We start from the raw sequence: 17,627 nt of genomic DNA, 5'->3' as shown, positions 1-17,627 counted from the left end.
CCCGGCTGTGGCGTATGCCTCACAGGCCTGACGGGGCCCATCCCGGAACCGATCCTGCCGGAGGCCGCGTCTTGGGGGGCGTGCAGCGTCAAGGCTCCATCGGCGGCAGCGCCGCGTTCCGCATCCGTGTGACAGGAGGTGTCCTCCTCGTCGCGCACCTCGCGTTCGTCGCCTGGCTCACGCTGCGGCCGCTGGACGTGCCCTGGGTGATGCCGGCCAATCTGCGGCCGTTCCACGGCATCGAGGCCGATCTCGCCCTGGGCTGGCCCGAGGCGGCCCGGCGGATCTGCGAGGGGCTGGCGCTGCTCGCCCCGCTGGGCGTGCTGCTGCCGATGGCGAGCGGCAGACTGCTGGTCTCGCCGCTGGCGTCCCTGGTGAATACCGTCACGGCCGGTGCCCTGCTGTCGCTGGGCATCGAGCTGCTCCAGACCGGCGTTCCGGGTCAGGTCGTCGACGTCGACTCGCTGTTCCTGAACACCGCGGGCGTGGCCCTCGCTCATCTCGCGCTCGTCCCCGCCGGCCGCTCCTGGCTGCGCCGCCGCACCACCGCGGGCCCGTCTCGTGCGTCCCTCCCCCCGGAGGAGCCGGCTCAGGGTCGGACCCCGACGATTCCCAGGGTCGGGATCGCCCCGTGGAGCGACGCTTTGCCCCCTTCGTCTCCGTAGCGTGGAGTGCAGATGGGGTACTCGGACCCGAGGCCTCACGACACCTCACGAAGGAGCCGCACATGTCACGCCTCGCCCGCCCCACCCACGGCCGCATGATCGGCGGAGTGTGCGCCGCGCTGGCGCGACGCTTCGGCACCTCCGCGACGACGATGAGGGTGATCTTCCTCGTCTCGTGCCTGCTGCCCGGCCCGCAGTTCCTGCTGTACATCGCGCTGTGGATCCTGCTGCCCTCGGAGAGCAAGGTGCAGAACAAGGCACAGACGGCCTGGTGACGTCCTGTTCGACAGAACACCGACGGAACACCGATGGGGCGCACCCCCGGACCCGGGGTGCGCCCCATCGGCGTGTGTCCGCCTGGGCGGGAGGGTCAGCCGACCGGAACGCCGTTCACCGGGAGGCCGTGCGTGGGCAGGCCCTGCACCGGCAGACCGCCGAGCAGCTTGGCGGCCGGGCCGGTCGGGCCCTCGGCGAGCAGCTGCTCGCCGACCGGCTGGGCGGCGGCGAGACCGGCACCGGGCGCCGTCTGCCCCTGGCCCAGCGCCTCGCCCGAGCCCGGCAGCGTCTGGGAGAGCTGCTCCGCCGGGAGCGCCTGGGTGACGGTCTCCAGCGTCTGAGCGGTGTCCGGGACGGCCGGGGCGGCGGCGTTGGCGGCGCCCGCACCGGCGGCGGCGAAGGCGGCACCGAGGGCGGCGACACCGAGGGACTTGGCAGCAGACTGCTTCATGAAATGCGTCCTCATAATGGGATGACGGGGTGTGAGCGGTCCAGCGACCGTAATCACGCGGCGCCATCCGCCGCAAACGTCGAAATGCGGACGGATTGTGAGCACCGCCCGCATTCCCTGGGTGCCAGTGACTCTCGGGTCAGTCCTCCGAAGGCGAAGAACCGCTGGTAGATGCGGCCTGCCGGAACAGCCATTCGGATTTCAGCTCGGCATATCCGGGCTTGATCACGTCATTGATCATGGCCAGTCGTTCATCGAATGGAATGAACGCTGATTTCATCGCATTGACGGAGAACCACTGCATGTCGTCGAGTGTGTAACCGAACGCCTCGACAAGGTGCTCGAATTCCCGGCTCATGCTGGTGTGCGACATAAGACGATTGTCCGTGTTGACCGTGGCACGGAAATGCAGCCGGCGCAGCAACCCGATGGGGTGCTCGGCGTACGAGGCCGCCGCCCCGGTCTGGAGGTTGGAGCTCGGGCACAGCTCCAGCGGGATGCGCTTGTCCCGGACGTACGAGGCGAGCCGCCCGAGTTCGACGCTGCCGTCCTCGTGGACCTGGATGTCGTCGATGATCCGCACCCCGTGCCCGAGCCGGTCGGCGCCGCACCACTGGAGGGCCTGCCAGATGGACGGCAGCCCGAAGGCCTCACCGGCATGGATGGTGAAGTGGTTGTTCTCGCGCTTGAGGTACTCGAACGCGTCCAGGTGCCGGGTGGGCGGGTAGCCGGCCTCGGCGCCCGCGATGTCGAAGCCGACGACACCCAGGTCCCGGTAGCGGTTGGCGAGTTCGGCGATCTCCAGGGCGCGGGCCGCGTGCCGCATGGCGGTGAGCAGGGCTCCGACGCGGATGCGCAGGCCCCTCTCCCGGGCGCGGCGCTCCCCTTCCCGGAAGCCCTCGTTGACGGCCTCGACGACCTCTTCGAGGCTGAGACCGCCTTCGAGGTGCTGCTCGGGTGCGTAGCGCACCTCGGCGTAGACGACGCCGTCCTCGGCGAGGTCCTCGGCGCACTCGGCGGCGACCCGCACCAGGGCGTCGCGGGTCTGCATGACGCCGACGGTGTGGGAGAAGGTCTCCAAGTACCGTTCCAGGGAACCGGAGTCGGCTGCCTCGCGGAACCAGACGCCGAGCTTCTCCGGGTCGGTCTCGGGAAGCTGGGTGTAGCCGGTCGCGTGGGCGAGCTCGACGATCGTGGCGGGGCGCAGCCCGCCGTCGAGGTGGTCGTGCAGCAGAACCTTGGGCGCCCGGTGGATCTGGTCCGGTGTCGGGGTGTTCGCGATGGTCTGGCTCGTCATTTCCGCACTCTAACTCCTACGCGCGTAGATGGCGCGTCCTCGGTTGCTTTACGTTTCCGTCGATACGTAACGGTGATCCCCAGGACGGGTCGAGTACACCCGCCCTTCTGACACTGTTCTGTCATGGCACACCAAGCGACGCCGGCGCGCAGGGCCCGGCTGGGAAGGACACTCGGGCCGGAGCCGACGGCGGTGAGCGGCGTGGTGCTGCTGCTCCCGGGCGGTGACGAGGTCTCCAGCCGCAGACCGTCGCCCCTGCTGGCGACCGCCTCCGTCCGCGCCCTGGGGCGCCGGCTGGCCCGCGCGGGCCGCCAGGAGGGGCTCGCCGCGCACGTGGTGCACTACCGGTGCCGGGGCTGGAACGGCAGCGAGGCCAACCTCGCGGCCGATGCGGCCTGGGCGGCCGACGAGGTCGTACGGCGTTACGGAGACGTCCCCGTCTGCCTCGCCGGCATCGGCATGGGCGGCCGGGCCGGGCTGCGGGCGGCCGGCCACGAGGCCGTCAACTCCGTGCTGGCGCTCGCCCCTTGGCTGCCGGAGGAGGATGTGGCCGGGACACCCGAACCGGTGAAGCAGCTGGTGGGGCGGCAGGTGCTGATCGTGCACGGCACGAACGACGGGCGGACGGATCCCGAGTTGTCGTTCCGGCTGGCGGCGCGGGCGAAGAAGGCGAACCGGGATGTGTGCCGGTTCGAAGTGCACGCGGACGGGCACGGGTTGCATCAGTACCGGGATGAAGTGCTGGCGTTGGCCGAGGACTTCGTGATGGGGGCGTTGTTCGGGCGGGCTGTGTCGCGGCCCGTGCGGGATGCGCTGGCCGCGCCGCCGCCGTTGGGGTTGCGGATGCCGTTGGCTGCGGGGTTCAGTCCTTCGAGGCGGTAGCGCCGTTTGAGGTGCCCGTTGTTTTCGGGGTGCGGGTTTGTGGGGGTTGCTCGCGCAGTTCCCCGCGCCCCCAAGATCAGGGCAACAAGCTCCCCCTCCTTGAAAGCAAGAACTTCTTGAACGCTGCTACGGGGGGTGTGTCCGGTCTGCCCTCCAGCCACGCGACGCCGATCTCGCGGGCCGCGCGTGGAGCCGTCACCGTCAGTTCGACCACCCCCGGGCGGGGGACGGCGGGTGGTGGGAGAAGGGCTACTCCCAGGCCTGCCGCCACCAGGCCCCTCAGGGTTTCCGCCTCCTCGCCCTCGAAGGCGATGCGCGGCTTGAAGCCGGCCTCCTGGCAGAGGTCGTCGGTGATGCGGCGGAGGCCGTAGCCGGGTTCCAGGGTGACGAACATTTCGTCCGCGGCCTCGGCGAGGCGGATGCGGCGGCGGCCCGCGAGAGAGTGGTCCGCGGGGACGACCAGGCGGAGCTTCTGTTCGTCGAGGCGGCGGGCGACCAGGTCGGGGGCGTCGGGGACGGGGGACGTCAGGCACAGGTCCAGTTCGCCGGCGCGGAGGCGTTCGAGCATGGCCTCGCCGTAGTTCTGGACGAGGCTGAAGCGGACGCGCGGATGGTCGGCGCGGAAGGCCTGGAGAAGGCCCGGGACCGTCTCGGCGCCCATGGTGTGCAGGAAGCCGAAGGCGACCTTGCCGGTGGCGGGGTCGGCGTCGGCCCGCACCTCCTCCGCGGCGCGCTCGACCTCGGCCAGGGCCCGCTCCACGGAGGCGAGGAAGGTGCGCCCGGCCGGGGTGAGGGAGACCGTACGGCCGTGGCGGGCGAAGAGGTCGACGCCGAGGTCCTGCTCCAGGCGGGCCATGGCCCGGGAGAGGGTCGACTGGGGGACGTTCATCTCCTGGGCGGCGCGGGTGACGTGCTCGGTGCGGGCGACGCCGGCGAAGTACGCGAGGCGGGGTGCCAGCACCCTGGACATCTCTGCCATGTCTTCTGTGTCACTGGACGGTGACAGCCGAGCCATTGAACTGTGTTGATGCACCATGGGAACGATTATGGCGGTTCCATGCATTGGACGGATCAGTAGGTGTGTACGTAGTTTCGAGGCATGTCTCCCGCCAGTACCGGGGCGTCCACCATCGTGGGCGCCGATGTCTCTGTCCCCGCAGCCGACGCACGCATGTCCCCGGGCGGGCCCGGCTACCGCCGGATGAGCCTCGCCCTCTTCCTCGCGGGTGTCGCGACCTTCGCGCTGCTGTACTCCACGCAGGCGCTGCTCCCGCTGATCTCCGGCGAGTTCGGGGTGGCGGCGAGCGACGCGAGCTGGACGGTGGCCGCCGCGACGGGCGGGCTGGCGCTGTTCGTCCTGCCGATGAGCGCCCTGTCGGAGCGCTTCGGACGGCGTACGGTCATGACGGCCTCGCTGGCCGTGGCGGTGACCGTCGGGCTGCTGGTGCCCTTCGCCCCGTCGCTGGGTGTCCTGGTCGTGCTGCGGGCGCTCCAGGGCGCGGCGCTGGCCGGGCTGCCGGCGTCGGCGACGGCGTATCTCGCCGAGGAGGTCAGCCCCAAGGCACTGGTCACCGCGATCGGGCTGTTCGTCGCGGGCAACAGCGTCGGCGGGATGAGCGGCCGGGTCATCACCGGCTGGGTCGCCCAGGAGTGGGGCTGGCGGATCGCCGTCGGTGTGATCGGCGCGATCGCCGTGGCCTGCGCGGTGGCCTTCCGGCTGCTGCTCCCCGCCCCGAAGAACTTCAGGACCGGCTCGCTGCGGCCCCGCGTGCTGGCCCGGACGGTCCGTGACCACCTGTCGAACCCGCTGCTGTGCCGGCTGTACGCGATCGGCGCGCTGTTCATGACGGTGTTCGGCGGTGTGTACACGGTCATCGGCTACCGGCTGACCGAGGCGCCGTTCTCGCTGCCGCAGGGCATCATCGGCTCGATCTTCCTGGTGTACCTCGTCGGCACGGTGTCGGCGTCGACGGCCGGCCGGCTGGTGGGCCGCCTGGGCCGCCGGGGCGCGCTGTACGCGGGCGGCGGTACGACGGCGGCGGGTCTGCTGCTGTCCCTCGCCGGCTCCCTGCCCCTGGTCCTGCTGGGTCTGGTCCTCATCACGGCGGGCTTCTTCGCGGGCCACGCGGTGGCCTCCTCGGCGGTCAGCAAGACGGCCACGACCGGCCGCGCACAGGCCTCGGCGCTCTACCAGTCGGCCTACTACATCGGCTCCAGCGCGGGCAGCACCATCGGCGCGATCGCCTTCCACGCGGGCGGCTGGGCCGGCACGGTCGGGGTCGGCCTGCTGGCGGTCCTGGGCGTCGTGACGATCACGGTGTTCGGGACGCGGGCGGCACGGACGCAGCGGCGGCTCGCCACGGCCGCCTGAGCCGGAGAACGAACTGTTCCCCCCTGGTCGGGGCCGGTTGTCAGTGGGTGCGGATAACGTCCGCGTCTGCTGACCACCGGATTCGACCAGGGGGATCTTTCATGGAGTTCCGCATCGACCGTACGGCGTTCGCCGAGTCCGTGGGCCGGGCCGTACGGGCGCTGCCCACGCGGACGCCGGTGCCGGTGCTGGGCGGGCTGCTGCTGGAGGCGGACGCGGGGCGGCTGGCCGTGACGGGGTTCGACTTCGAGGCGGCGGTACGGGTGGAGGCCGACGCCGAGGTCGCGGACCCCGGGCGGGTGCTCGTCCTGGGGCGGCGGCTGCTGGACGTCTGCCGGGTGCTGCCGGACGGGCCGGTGAGCTGCGCGCTGGAGGCATCGCGGTTCACGGTGGAGGCGGGCGGTACGCGGTTCGGGCTGTCGACGCTGCCCCTCGACGAGTACCCGGCCCTGCCGGCGCCGCCCGCGCCGTACGGCACGGTGGACGCCGCCGCGTTCGCGACCGCTGTCGCCCAGGTCGCCGTCGCGGCCGGGCGCGACGAGACGCTGCCGCTGCTGACGGGCGTCCAACTGCGCCTGGCCGGCGGGGAGATGACGTTGGCCGCTTCGGACCGCTACCGGTACGCCGTGCGGCGGCTGGAGTGGCTGCCGGGGGCGGCGACCGACGGTGCGGTGGACGTGCTGCTGCCCGCGCGGCGCCTGCTGGATATCGCGCGGTCGCTGGGCCGTGGCGGGGACGTGGTGATCGGCTGGGACCCGGCCGGGGGTGGCGGGCTGATCGGTTTCGAGGGCGGGCGGACGCGGACGGCACTGCGGCTCCTCGACGGGCGGCTGCCGACGTACAGGTCGCTGTTCGACATGACGGGGGCCGCGGTCGCCGAAGTCGAGTGCGAGGGCCTCGCGGAGGCCGTGCGGCGCGTCGCGGTAGTGGCGGAGGCGAACAGTCCGGTGCGGCTGGACTTCTCGTCCGACGGGTCCGTCATGCTGCGCGCCGGCTACGGCGACGACGTGGCCGCCCAGCGCCTGCCGGCCACGCTGACCGGCGCCGACGAGATGCCGGTGGCCTTCAATCCGGCCTACCTGCTGGACGCGCTGACGTCCTTCGAGAGCCCGCGCGTACGGCTGGAGCTGCTGGGGGCGGGGCAGCGGGCGCTGCTGCACGCGGTGCCGGACGGCGGGGCCGCGGAGGGGGACGGGGAGCACCGGCATCTGCTGATGTCGGTGAAACAGCTGGTCTGAAGGGCTGCTCCTGCCTGCGCTTTTGTGCGCTCGAGGGGCCGTTGTCAGTGGGCTGCGGTAGCTTCCGAAGTGCTGGACGCGATGGCGCGTGACAGAACTTCCACAGGGGTGGGTGGACGATGACGAACGGCACGGCGACACCGGCAGACCTGGACACCAGGCTGGAGGCACACCGCACCGAGCTGACGGGGTACTGCTACCGGATGCTCGGCTCCTCCTTCGAGGCCGAGGACGCGGTGCAGGACACGATGATCCGGGCCTGGCGCAGCTACGACAAGTTCGAGGGCCGCTCCAGCCTCCGCTCCTGGCTCTACCGCATCGCGACCAACGTGTGCCTCGACATGCTGACCGCGGGCAACAAGCGCGCCAGGCCCATGGACCTGACCGAGTCCACCCCCCTCGCCCAGGCGGCCCTCTCCCCCCGCCCGGACAACACCTGGCTGGAGCCCATGCCGGACGCCCGTGTGCTGCCCACGACCGATGACCCGGCGGAGGCGGCGATAGGCAAGGAGTCCGTGCGGCTCGCGTTCATGGCCGCCCTGCAGAAGCTGCCGGCCAAGCAGCGGGCCGTGCTGATCCTGCGCGAGGTGCTGGCCTGGAAGGCCAGCGAGGTCGCCGAGCTGCTGGGCACCTCGGTGGCGTCGGTCAACAGCGCCCTCCAGCGGGCTCGCGCCACCCTGGCCGAGCGGCCGGAGCCGGGCGCCGAAGCGGCCGTCTCCGACCCGCTGGACGCGGACCAGCAGAAGCTCCTGGACCGTTACGTGGCGGCCTTCGAGGGCTACGACATGACGGCGCTGACGGCCCTGCTGCACGAGGACGCGGTCATGACGATGCCGCCGTTCGACCTGTGGCTGACCGGGGTCAGCGACATCACGGGCTTCATGACGACGCTCGGCGCGCCCTGCGCGGGCTCCCGGCTGGTGCCGGTCCAGGTCAACGGCCTGCCGGGGTTCGCCCAGTACAAGCCGGACCCGGAGACCGGCGGCTTCACCCCGTGGGCGGTCCAGGTGCTGGAGATCTCAGACGGCCGGATCACCGGGTTCCACTGCTTCCTCGACACCAAGCGCTGGTTCCCGCTCTTCGGCCTGCCCCTCCACCTCGAAGCGGAGACCGACCAGGTCCAGGAGGGCGTGTAGGGCCGGATCGGGGTCGCGCAGCCGTATCCGTCCCCCGGCTCGCCGGGCGGCCAGCTGGAGCCGCGCGAGGAGGTCGACGGCGGCGAGTCCCGGCGGCCCGAGGCCTCCGACATCGCACACCACGACCCGGGCGCGGCTGGTGCGCAGCAGTGCCCTCACGTCGTCGCTCAGTCCGCTCACCTCGTCCCGGGCGACGGGGCCGGGGAGTACGAGCACGGGAGGTGTCATGGCGTCCACGATCGGTAGACCGGGCGGGCGGCGGTAACTCATCGCGGCTGTCCGTCCTGTCGGCGCCGTGAGGATCACATTGACCTTGGCACGGCCTTCCCCGGAGGGTTGGCTGTATGCCCCATGCATCTGCCCCTGCCGCCCTGTCCGATGCACATGTCGCCGGTGAGGGGGCCTCGTGCGGGGGGTGCTGAGCGGCTTCGCGGTCATCGCGGTCGTCATCGGGGTCGGCTATCTGATCGGCCGCCGGGGGTATCTGGGCGACGGCGGGCGCGAGGTCCTGACGAAGCTGGCCTTCCACGTGGCTTCTCCCGCCCTGCTCTTCACGACGCTCGCCCAAGCCGACCTGTCGGTGATCTTCTCCGACCGGCTGCTGGTCACGGCGATGAGCACGGCGGCGGTGGCGGGTGTCTTCGTGGCGGTGGGGGCCGCGCGCGGCTGGGGTGTGGGCCGGACGACGATCGGCGCGCTGTGCTCCAGCTACGTCAACTCGGGCAACCTCGGCATCCCGATCGCGGTGTACGTGCTGGGCGACGCGTCGCTGGTCGCGCCGGTGCTGTTGTTCCAGCTGGTGGGTGTCACGCCGGTGGCGCTGACGGTCCTGGACCTGACGAGCGGCGGCGAGAAGCGGCCTGCGTGGCAGCGGCTGCTCACGCCCCTGCGCAACCCGATAGCCCTGGGCTCCCTGGCCGGCGTGGCCGCGTCGGCGTCGGGCCTGCACGTCCCCGGCCCCTTGATGGACCCGCTCACCCTGATCGGCAACATGTCGGTCCCGGCGGTGCTGCTGGCCTTCGGCATCTCCCTGCGCGGCAGCACGCTCCCGCTGCGCGGCGCGGAACGGGCCCCTGTCCTCCTCGCCGTGACCCTCAAGGCGGTCATCCAGCCCCTGGTCGCCTGGGCCCTCGCAGCGGGCGTCTTCGGCCTGCACGGGGCCTTGCTGCTCGACGTGGTGGTGACGTCGGCGCTTCCGGCGGCGCAGAACCTGTTCACGTACGCGAGCAGTTACCGGGTGGGCGAGGTGCTGGCGAGGGAGGCGATCCTTTTGTCGACGGTGTTGGCGGTGCCGGCTCTGGTGGTGGTGGCGGCGTTGCTGGGGTGACGGTCAGTCGAGCGGGAACTCACCGGTGTCGATCGTCACGTCGAACGGATCCGGCAGCTTGATGGGGTCACCGAACTTCACGGCACTCAGGACGCGGTAGACATCACCCTTCGGCTCCCCGTAGAGCGTCGCGGTGGGGCCTCCGGGAGCCCAGCGGTCGACGAGGAGGTAGAGCGGAATCCCGGCGGTGGCGTAGGCGGCGGGCTTACTGACGCGGTCGTGGCGGGCGTTGGACTTGGAGGTGACCTCGACGACGAGTTCGGCCAGGGCTGCCGGGATGTGGGAGTCCGCCTCCGCGCATTCCTGCACGGGGGCCACGAGCAGGTCAGGGATGAGCATGCCCAGACGTGATGGCACGGCGATCGCCAGTGTCTGGAAGATCTCCCAGTCCTCGGGGATCGCGGAGTAGAGGCGACGCTGGATGCGGGCCGCGATCACGTTGTGGCGGGACGCGGGAGCAGGTGACACGGTGATGATCCCCTCGATGATCTCCACCTTGCTGCCCTCGGGCCAGTCCATCTCCTCCCAGAACCGGACGAGGTCGTCCCAGTTCTGATCGGGGTCCTGGCTCACGGTGAGTGCGCTCATGGCGGTCTCCTATCGGTGCGTCACCGATCCCAGCATGCCGAACGGGACCGGCGGGGGTCCACCGATCCCGTTCACCCGAATGAGAAACCGCCTGGTCAGGCGATACGTTCGAGCACCACCGGCGACGGTGTGAAGTCCGTGCCGGGGGCGGCCACGTCGTAGGAGCCCTCGATGGACTGGAGCGCGTACTCGAAGCGCTCCGGCGTGTCCGTGTGGAGGGTCAGGAGGGGCTGGCCCTCGGTGACCTGGTCGCCGGGCTTTGCGTGCATCTCGACGCCCGCCCCGGCCTGGACCGGGTCCTCCTTGCGGGCGCGGCCCGCGCCCAGGCGCCAGGCGGCGACGCCGATGTCGTAGGCGTCGAGGCGGGTGAGGACGCCCGAGGACGGGGCCTTGATCACGTGCTGTTCGCGAGCCACCGGAAGCGCCGCGTCCGGGTCGCCGCCCTGGGCCGCGATCATGCGGCGCCAGACGTCCATCGCCGAGCCGTCGGCCAGGGCCTTCGCCGGGTCGGCGTCCCTGATGCCCGCCGCGTCGAGCATCGCGCGGGCCAGGGCGATCGTCAGCTCGACCACGTCCGCCGGGCCGCCGCCCGCCAGGACCTCCACCGACTCGCGGACCTCCAGCGCGTTGCCGGCCGTCAGGCCGAGCGGGGTCGACATGTCCGTGAGGAGCGCGACGGTCTTCACGCCGTGGTCGGTGCCGAGGCCCACCATCGTGGAGGCCAGTTCGCGGGCGTCCTCCAGGGTCTTCATGAAGGCGCCCGTGCCGACCTTCACGTCCAGGACCAGCGAGCCCGTGCCCTCGGCGATCTTCTTGGACATGATCGAGGAGGCGATCAGCGGGATCGCCTCGACCGTGCCGGTGACGTCGCGCAGGGCGTACAGCTTCTTGTCGGCCGGGGCGAGGCCGTCGCCCGCCGCGCAGATCACCGCGCCGGTGCCGTCGAGGACGGACAGCATCTCCTCGTTGGAGAGCAGGGCGCGCCAGCCGGGGATCGACTCCAGCTTGTCCAGCGTGCCGCCGGTGTGACCGAGGCCGCGGCCCGACAGCTGCGGGACCGCCGCGCCGCAGGCGGCGACCAGGGGGGCGAGCGGGAGGGTGATCTTGTCGCCGACGCCGCCCGTGGAGTGCTTGTCGGCCGTCGGGCGGGACAGGGACGAGAAGTCCATGCGCTCCCCGGAGGCGATCATCGCGGCCGTCCAGCGGGCGATCTCGCGGCGGTTCATGCCGTTGAGCAGGATGGCCATCGCGAGGGCCGACATCTGCTCGTCGGCCACCTCCCCGCGGGTGTACGCGTCGATGACCCAGTCGATCTGCTCGTCGCTGAGTTCGCCGCGGTCCCGCTTGGTGCGGATGACGGAGATGGCGTCCATGGCCATGGCTTGGGCTTCCTTCCGAGGGTTCCAGAAGCCGTACGGCCCCCCTGAGCCGGTCGCGTGAGCAACTCAGGGGGGCCGCACGGGGATTACTTGGTGAGGTGCTCCGGGCCGAAGGCCTGGGGCAGCATCTGGGACAGCGGCAGGATCCCCGCCGGGGTCTCCAGCAGCAGGTCCGGGCCGCCGAACTCGTGCAGCAGCTGGCGGCAGCGGCCGCACGGCACGAGCGTGGCGCCGTCGCGGTCGACGCAGGTGAAGTGCGTCAGCCGGCCGCCGCCGGTGTTGTGCAGCTCGGAGACCAGACCGCACTCGGCGCACAGGCCGAGCCCGTACGAGGCGTTCTCGACGTTGCAGCCGGAGATGATCCGGCCGTCGTCGACCAGGGCCGCCACGCCGACCGGGTAGCCGGAGTACGGGGCGTACGCCCGGGACATGGCGTCCCGGGCCACCGCGCGCAGCTTCTCCCAGTCGACGCCCGGGCCGGCGCCGGTCACTTGCCCTGCCCCTTCCGGTACGGCATGCCGTTCGCCCTCGGCATCCGCAGGCGCTGGGCGGACAGGGCGAGGACCACCAGGGTGATGACGTACGGCGTGGCGGAGACGACCTGGTTCGGGACCTCGTCGGTGGTCGCGTACCAGGCGAACACCAGGGCGCCGGCGATCAGGGTCGCCACGGCCGGGGCGTACTTCTTGCGGATCACGAGCCAGATGGCGCCGATGACCAGCAGCAGCGCGCCGAGCAGCAGCAGGGCGTGGACGTTGGCGGAGCCGCCGCGCAGGTTGAGGCTGTCGGTGTAGCCGAACAGGCCCGCGCCGAGGGCGAGTCCGCCCGGCATCCAGTTGCCGAAGATCATCGCCGCGAGGCCGATGAAGCCGCGGCCGCTGACCTGGCCCTCCAGGTAGAAGGGGTTCGCCACGATCGACAGGAAGACACCGCCGAGGCCGGCCAGACCGCCGGAGATGATCACGGCGATGTACTTGTACTTGTAGACGTTGACGCCGAGGGACTCGGCGGCGACCGGGTTCTCGCCGCAGGAGCGCAGCCGCAGGCCGAACGCGGTGCGCCACAGCACCCACCAGGTGCCCGGGATCAGCGCGACGGCGACCAGGGTCAGCCAGGAGACGTTGGTGACCAGGCCGCCGAGCAGGCCGGCGATGTCCGAGACGAAGAACCAGCCCTGGTTGTTGAGGTCCCGCAGCGCGTCGGACAGGCCCGGCACGGTGAAGCTGCCGAGGGAGTCGACCGCCGGGGACTGCTTGGCGGAGCCGCCCGTGTGGCCCTCGAAGGCGAGGGGCGCGAGGTAGCGGGTGGCGCCGAGGGCGAGGATGTTGATGGCCACACCGGAGACGATGTGGTTGACGTTGAAGGTGACGGTCACGAAGGCGTGCAGCAGGCCGCCGATCGCGCCGCCCGCGATGCCCACGAGGACACCGGTCCACGGGCCCCACTGGAAGCCGGCCCAGGCGCCGAACCAGGTGCCGAGGATCATCATGCCCTCGAGGCCGATGTTGACCACGCCCGCCCGCTCGGCCCACAGGCCGCCGAGACCGGCGAGGCCGATCGGCACGGCGAGCTGGAGCGCGGTGGACATCTGGCTGACGTTGGTGATGCCGTCGGCGCCGGTGATGAGGCGGACGATCGAGGTGAGCGCCAGTCCGCCGGCGATGATCAGCAGCAGGACGGGCCACGACAGACGGCGGCCGGTCGGCGCCGCGGGCTGCAGCGTGGGCTGGTTGAGGTCGGTCGCGGTGGTCATCGGCCAGCCACCTCCTTCGTGGTGTTGGTGTTGCCGAGGACGTGACCTGCGGCCAGTTCGGCGCCGACCCGGCGCTGCTGGCGGCGCAGGCCCCACTCGCGGACGGCCTCGTAGGAGACGACGACGGAGAGCACGATCAGGCCCTGCATGATGACCGCGATCTCCTTGTCGTAGCCGTGGAAGTCCAGCTCGGGCGAGGCCTTGTCGAGCCAGGCCCACAGCAGGGCGGCGAAGGCGATGCCCACGGGGCTGTTGCGGCCGAGCAGGGCGATGCCGATGCCGAGGAAGCCGATGCCCGTGGGGAAGTTCAGGCTGTAGGTGTGGGTGTCGCCGAGCAGGATCGGCAGGCCGGCGAGGCCCGCGATGCCGCCGGAGATCAGCATGGCGCTGAGGACCATGCGCCTGGGGTCGACGCCGCTGGCCGCGGCGGCGGTCTGCGAGGCGCCGGAGGCGCGCAGGTCGAAGCCGAAACGGGTGCGGTTGAGGACGACCCAGTAGCCGATGCCGAGCAGGACGGCCAGCAGCACCAGGCCGTAGATCTCACCGGCCGCGCCCATGGGGATGCCGGGGATCCAGCCGGACTCGTGCATCTCGCCGGTGGTGTTGTTGTTGCCGACCTTCACGCCGAAGACGTTCGGCAGCCACAGGTAGGCGATCACGGAGGTGGCGATCGCGTTGAGCATGATCGTGGCGACGACCTCGCTGACGCCGCGGGTGACCTTCAGGACACCGGCGATGCCGGCCCAGAAGGCGCCGGTGAGGACGGCGGTCAGGAGCAGCAGGGGGACCTGCAGGGCGGCCGGCAGAGCGACGTGGGCGCCGACGATCGCGGCCAGCATCGCGCCGAGCTGGTACTGGCCGTCGACGCCGATGTTGAACAGGTTCATCCGGAAGCCGATGGCCACCGCGAGGGCCGCGATGTAGTACATCGACGCCTGGTTGATGATCAGGACCTGGATGTCGGAGAAGCTCAGCTGCTCGAACATCAGGGCGAACGGCTCGACGGGGCTCTTGCCCGACGCGACCAGCACGATCGCGCTCAGGACGAAGGCCACGGCGAGCGCGATGACCGGTCCGGCCACCGCGAGGAGCACGCGCTCCCTGTCGAACTTCTTCATCAGCGGGCCTCGTCTTCCGGAGACTCGGGGGCGTCGGCCTTCGAGGTCTCGGGGGTCTCTTCGTGCTCGAGGTGCCCGGTGGCGGCACCGGTCATGGCCGAGCCGAGCTCCTCGGGGGTGATGGTGGCCGGGTCGGCGTCCGCGACCAGCTTGCCGTTGTAGATCACGCGCAGCGTGTCGGACAGGCCGATGAGCTCGTCCAGGTCGGCGGAGATCAGCAGGACGGCCAGGCCCTCGCGGCGGGCCTCGCGGATGTGGTCCCAGATGGCGGCCTGGGCGCCGACGTCCACGCCCCGGGTGGGGTGGGCGGCGATCAGGAAGCGCGGCTTGTGGCTCATCTCCCGGCCGACGATCAGCTTCTGCTGGTTGCCGCCGGACAGGGAGGCGGCGGTGACGTCGATGCCGGGGGTGCGGACGTCGTACTCCGTGACGATCCGCCGGGTGTCCTCCTGGGCCGCCTTCGGGTCCAGCCAGACGCCCTTGGCGAGGGGCTTCTCGGTGACGTGGCCGAGGATGCGGTTCTCCCAGAGGGGTGCCTCCAGGAGCAGGCCGTGGCGGTGGCGGTCCTCGGGGATGTAGCCGATGCCCTGCTCACGGCGCCTGCGGGTGGGCCAGGCGGTGATCTCCTCGTCGGCGAGCCGGATGGTGCCACTGTCAGCGGCCCGCAGGCCGATGAGCGCGTCGACCAGCTCGGTCTGGCCGTTGCCCTCGACACCGGCGATGCCGAGGACCTCGCCCGCGTGGATGGTGAAGCTGATGTCGTCGAGCAGGGCCTTGCCGCTGGGTGCGGCCAGGCGGAGCTTGTCGACGCTGATGACCGGGCGGTCGGTGACCGTGGACTCGGCCGTCTCGGGCGTGGGCAGTTCGCTGCCGACCATCATCTCGGCGAGCTGGCGTGAGGTGGTCTCGGCGGGGACGGCCGTGCCGACGGTGGTGCCGCGGCGGATGACGGTGATCTCGTCGGCGACGGAGAGCACCTCGCCGAGCTTGTGCGAGATGAAGATGACCGACAGGCCCTCGGAGCGCAGTTCGCGCAGGTTGGCGAAGAGCGCGTCGACCTCCTGCGGGACGAGCACGGCGGTCGGCTCGTCCAGGATGAGGGTGCGGGCGCCGCGGTAGAGGACCTTGAGGATCTCCACGCGCTGGCGGGCGGCGACGCCGAGTTCCTCGACCAGGAGGTCGGGCCTGACGTCGAGGCCGTAGCGCTCGGAGAGTTCCTTGATCTTGCGGCGGGCCTTGGCGCCGATGCCGTACAGCTGCTCGCTGCCGAGCACGACGTTCTCGAGGACCGTGAGGTTGTCGGCGAGCATGAAGTGCTGGTGGACCATGCCGATGCCGCGGACGATGGCGTCGGCCGGCGACGAGAAGGTGACCTGCTCGCCGTCGACGGTGATGGTGCCCTCGTCCGGCTTCTGCATGCCGTAGAGGATCTTCATCAGCGTCGACTTGCCGGCGCCGTTCTCGCCGACGAGGGCGTGCACGGTGCCCTTGCGGACGCTGAGGTGGATGTCGTGGTTGGCCACGACGCCCGGGAAACGCTTCGTGATCCCGGCGAGCTCGACGGCGGTCACCGATTCCTTGACCGCCGCTCCGGCCGGAGGGCTGCTGGACGCGTTGATGGCGCACTCTCCTGGGGACGGGGGCCGTCTACGCGCGTAGCGCCCCTACGGCATACAAAGGGGCCGACGCACCGCGACAACGGGGTACGGGGAGCAGCCTCCCCGTACCCCGTCGAGCGGACGTAACCCCGGGGGTTACCGCCTGCTGCGAGGCAGTCGGTCGTCAGCTGCTCTTGACCTTGATCTCGCCGCTGATGATCTTCTCCTTGGCCGTCTTGATGGCTTCCTGAAGCTCGGCGTCGTCCGCGAACTTCGGGTTGGAGTCCGACAGGCTCACCTCGCCGGTCTTCAGATCGCCACGAACGATACCGGTCTCGGGCTTGCCGTCCTCGACCGACTTCGCCAGGTTGTACACCGCCTTGGCGACGTCCTTCATCGCCGAGGTGAGGATGGAGTCCTTGTACTTGGCGAGGGCCTCCTGCTTGTACTGGTCGGAGTCCACACCGATGGCCCACACCTTCTTGGCGGCGGCGGCCTCGATGACACCCTGACCGGACAGGCCGGCGGCCGCGTACACGACGTCGGCCTTCTTCTCGATCTGGCCCTCGGCAGCCGTCTTGCCCTTGTCGGGGCTGGAGAAACCACCCTCCTCGGCCGTCTGCGTCAGGTACTGCGACAGGACCTTCACCTTCGGGTTCGTGTCCTTGACGCCCTGCTCGAAGCCCGCCTGGAACTTGTGGATCAGCGGGATGTCCACACCGCCGACGAAGCCGACGACGTTCGACTTGGTGCTCTTGGCGGCCGCGACACCGGCCAGGTACGAGGCCTGCTCCTCGCTGAAGACGAGGTCGGCGACGTTCTTGGAGTTGATCGTGGCGTCGTCGACGATGCCGAAGGTGGTCTTCGGGAACTTCTCCGCGGCACCCTTGACGGCCGCGGCGTACGCGTAGCCGACGCCGATGACCGGGTTGTAGCCCTGCTTCGCCAGCGAGACCAGGCGCTGCTGCTTGTCGGCGTCCGTCTCGCCCTCGGTGGGCTCCAGGTCGGCCGTCTGGTAGCCGAACTCCTTCTTCGCCTGCTCCAGGCCGGCGTACGCCGCGTCGTTGAAGGACTGGTCGCCCTTGCCGCCGACGTCGTACGCGATGGCGAGGCCCTTGTTCCCCTTCGAGTCCGACGACCCGGAGGTCGAGGTGCTGCCACAGGCGGAGAGGGCGAGGGCCAGGGAGGCGGTCGCTGCGCCTGCGACCGTGATCCGGGAAATCCGGCGCATGTGTGGGTGCTCCTGTCGTACTACCGGGGCCGCATAGCGCCGGGACGGTTCAGCTTCGGCGCTGGCTTCGCCGCAGATTAACGCGCGTAGACCTGCCTGAAAACCCCTTCTGTCCACCTTGTTATGCGCCCGTGGCCAAGCCATCACCCGGCCTTGGTCGGGGCGTTGCCGACTGCGAACGGAGGGTGGCGCTGGGTGATCCGGTCCCGGTTCCCGGCCTCTGATTCCTGGTTCTCCATGGGAACGGCGGAGCGGGGGGGGGGGGCGCCCGGGGGCCCCCCCCCCCCGGGCCGTCCCCTCCGAGGAATTCGACAGGT

At 70.9% G+C, this 17,627-nt stretch carries 18 protein-coding genes; 7 read left to right on the top strand and 11 right to left on the bottom strand.

From position 1 onward, the window contains the following. Window positions 1–80 precede the first annotated feature (80 nt). Together ABZ192_RS31745 and ABZ192_RS31740 are read left to right on the top strand one after the other, a co-directional pair. The gene (locus ABZ192_RS31745; protein ID WP_356927923.1) at window positions 81–665 is read left to right on the top strand and encodes a VanZ family protein; all 585 of its coding nucleotides are present in this window, start codon (window positions 81–83) and stop codon (window positions 663–665) included. A 62-nt stretch (window positions 666–727) separates the two neighbouring features. Continuing rightward, the gene (locus tag ABZ192_RS31740) at window positions 728–940 is read left to right on the top strand and encodes a PspC domain-containing protein (protein ID WP_356927922.1); all 213 of its coding nucleotides are present in this window, start codon (window positions 728–730) and stop codon (window positions 938–940) included. Between the two features lie 95 nt (window positions 941–1,035). On the opposite strand, the gene ABZ192_RS31735 is transcribed toward ABZ192_RS31740, so the two are convergent. Then, window positions 1,036–1,392, bottom strand: coding sequence for an ATP-binding protein (locus ABZ192_RS31735; RefSeq protein ID WP_356927921.1), 357 nt, complete (start codon window positions 1,390–1,392; stop codon window positions 1,036–1,038). A gap of 139 nt (window positions 1,393–1,531) precedes the next feature. Next, window positions 1,532–2,689: an adenosine deaminase gene (locus ABZ192_RS31730; protein WP_356927920.1), complete on the bottom strand. Its 1,158-nt coding sequence runs from the start codon at window positions 2,687–2,689 to the stop codon at window positions 1,532–1,534. Between the two features lie 123 nt (window positions 2,690–2,812). On the opposite strand from ABZ192_RS31730, the gene ABZ192_RS31725 reads away from it, so the two are divergent. Continuing rightward, a complete protein-coding gene (locus ABZ192_RS31725) occupies window positions 2,813–3,571 on the top strand; it encodes an alpha/beta hydrolase (protein WP_356927919.1) in 759 nt (252 codons plus the stop codon). 76 nt (window positions 3,572–3,647) lie between these two features. Here the strand turns inward: ABZ192_RS31725 and ABZ192_RS31720 are convergent, their stop codons facing one another. Further along, window positions 3,648–4,607, bottom strand: coding sequence for a LysR family transcriptional regulator (locus ABZ192_RS31720; protein WP_356927918.1), 960 nt, complete (start codon window positions 4,605–4,607; stop codon window positions 3,648–3,650). 63 nt (window positions 4,608–4,670) lie between these two features. On the opposite strand from ABZ192_RS31720, the gene ABZ192_RS31715 reads away from it, so the two are divergent. From ABZ192_RS31715 to ABZ192_RS31705, 3 genes are all read left to right on the top strand, one after another. Further along, entirely contained in the window at window positions 4,671–5,942 is a 1,272-nt protein-coding gene (locus tag ABZ192_RS31715) for an MFS transporter (RefSeq protein ID WP_356927917.1), read from the top strand. Window positions 5,943–6,043: 101 nt separating this feature from the next. Then, window positions 6,044–7,180 carry a DNA polymerase III subunit beta gene (gene dnaN, locus ABZ192_RS31710; RefSeq protein WP_356927916.1) on the top strand — a complete coding sequence of 379 codons (1,137 nt, stop codon included), beginning with the start codon at window positions 6,044–6,046 and terminating at the stop codon, window positions 7,178–7,180. Window positions 7,181–7,299: 119 nt separating this feature from the next. Beyond that, window positions 7,300–8,316 carry a sigma-70 family RNA polymerase sigma factor gene (locus ABZ192_RS31705; protein WP_356927915.1) on the top strand — a complete coding sequence of 339 codons (1,017 nt, stop codon included), beginning with the start codon at window positions 7,300–7,302 and terminating at the stop codon, window positions 8,314–8,316. On the opposite strand, the gene ABZ192_RS31700 is transcribed toward ABZ192_RS31705, so the two are convergent. Then, on the bottom strand, window positions 8,200–8,544 hold the full coding sequence (locus tag ABZ192_RS31700; protein WP_356927914.1) for an STAS domain-containing protein: 345 nt from the start codon (window positions 8,542–8,544) through the stop codon (window positions 8,200–8,202). The genes ABZ192_RS31705 and ABZ192_RS31700 overlap by 117 nt on opposite strands. 178 nt (window positions 8,545–8,722) lie before the next feature. Between ABZ192_RS31700 and ABZ192_RS31695 the strand changes: the two genes are divergently transcribed. Further along, window positions 8,723–9,643 (top strand): AEC family transporter, encoded by a 921-nt coding sequence (locus tag ABZ192_RS31695; protein ID WP_356927913.1) that lies wholly within the window; start codon window positions 8,723–8,725, stop codon window positions 9,641–9,643. A gap of 3 nt (window positions 9,644–9,646) precedes the next feature. Here ABZ192_RS31695 and ABZ192_RS31690 read toward each other — a convergent pair whose 3' ends face one another. The 7 genes from ABZ192_RS31690 to ABZ192_RS31660 form a co-directional block, all read right to left on the bottom strand. Beyond that, on the bottom strand, window positions 9,647–10,231 hold the full coding sequence (locus ABZ192_RS31690) for a Uma2 family endonuclease (protein ID WP_356927912.1): 585 nt from the start codon (window positions 10,229–10,231) through the stop codon (window positions 9,647–9,649). Between the two features lie 95 nt (window positions 10,232–10,326). After that, on the bottom strand, window positions 10,327–11,610 hold the full coding sequence (locus tag ABZ192_RS31685) for a thymidine phosphorylase (RefSeq protein ID WP_356927911.1): 1,284 nt from the start codon (window positions 11,608–11,610) through the stop codon (window positions 10,327–10,329). A gap of 86 nt (window positions 11,611–11,696) precedes the next feature. Then, entirely contained in the window at window positions 11,697–12,101 is a 405-nt protein-coding gene (locus tag ABZ192_RS31680; RefSeq protein ID WP_356927910.1) for a cytidine deaminase, read from the bottom strand. Beyond that, a complete protein-coding gene (locus ABZ192_RS31675) occupies window positions 12,098–13,363 on the bottom strand; it encodes an ABC transporter permease (RefSeq protein ID WP_356927909.1) in 1,266 nt (421 codons plus the stop codon). Before ABZ192_RS31675 ends, ABZ192_RS31680 begins: the two co-directional genes overlap by 4 nt. Continuing rightward, window positions 13,360–14,481, bottom strand: a complete 1,122-nt coding sequence (locus ABZ192_RS31670; RefSeq protein WP_356927908.1) for an ABC transporter permease — start codon at window positions 14,479–14,481, stop codon at window positions 13,360–13,362. The genes ABZ192_RS31675 and ABZ192_RS31670 overlap by 4 nt, the downstream gene beginning before the upstream one ends. Continuing rightward, window positions 14,481–16,052 carry an ABC transporter ATP-binding protein gene (locus ABZ192_RS31665; protein WP_356927907.1) on the bottom strand — a complete coding sequence of 524 codons (1,572 nt, stop codon included), beginning with the start codon at window positions 16,050–16,052 and terminating at the stop codon, window positions 14,481–14,483. Before ABZ192_RS31665 ends, ABZ192_RS31670 begins: the two co-directional genes overlap by 1 nt. Before the next feature lie 211 nt (window positions 16,053–16,263). After that, the gene (locus ABZ192_RS31660; protein WP_356927906.1) at window positions 16,264–17,310 is read right to left on the bottom strand and encodes a BMP family ABC transporter substrate-binding protein; all 1,047 of its coding nucleotides are present in this window, start codon (window positions 17,308–17,310) and stop codon (window positions 16,264–16,266) included. Window positions 17,311–17,627: the final 317 nt, after the last annotated feature.

It is taken from the genome of Streptomyces sp. NPDC006235 (genome assembly GCF_040613735.1).
GTDB lineage: Bacteria > Actinomycetota > Actinomycetes > Streptomycetales > Streptomycetaceae > Streptomyces.
This window is presented reverse-complemented; position numbering and strand designations above follow the sequence as displayed.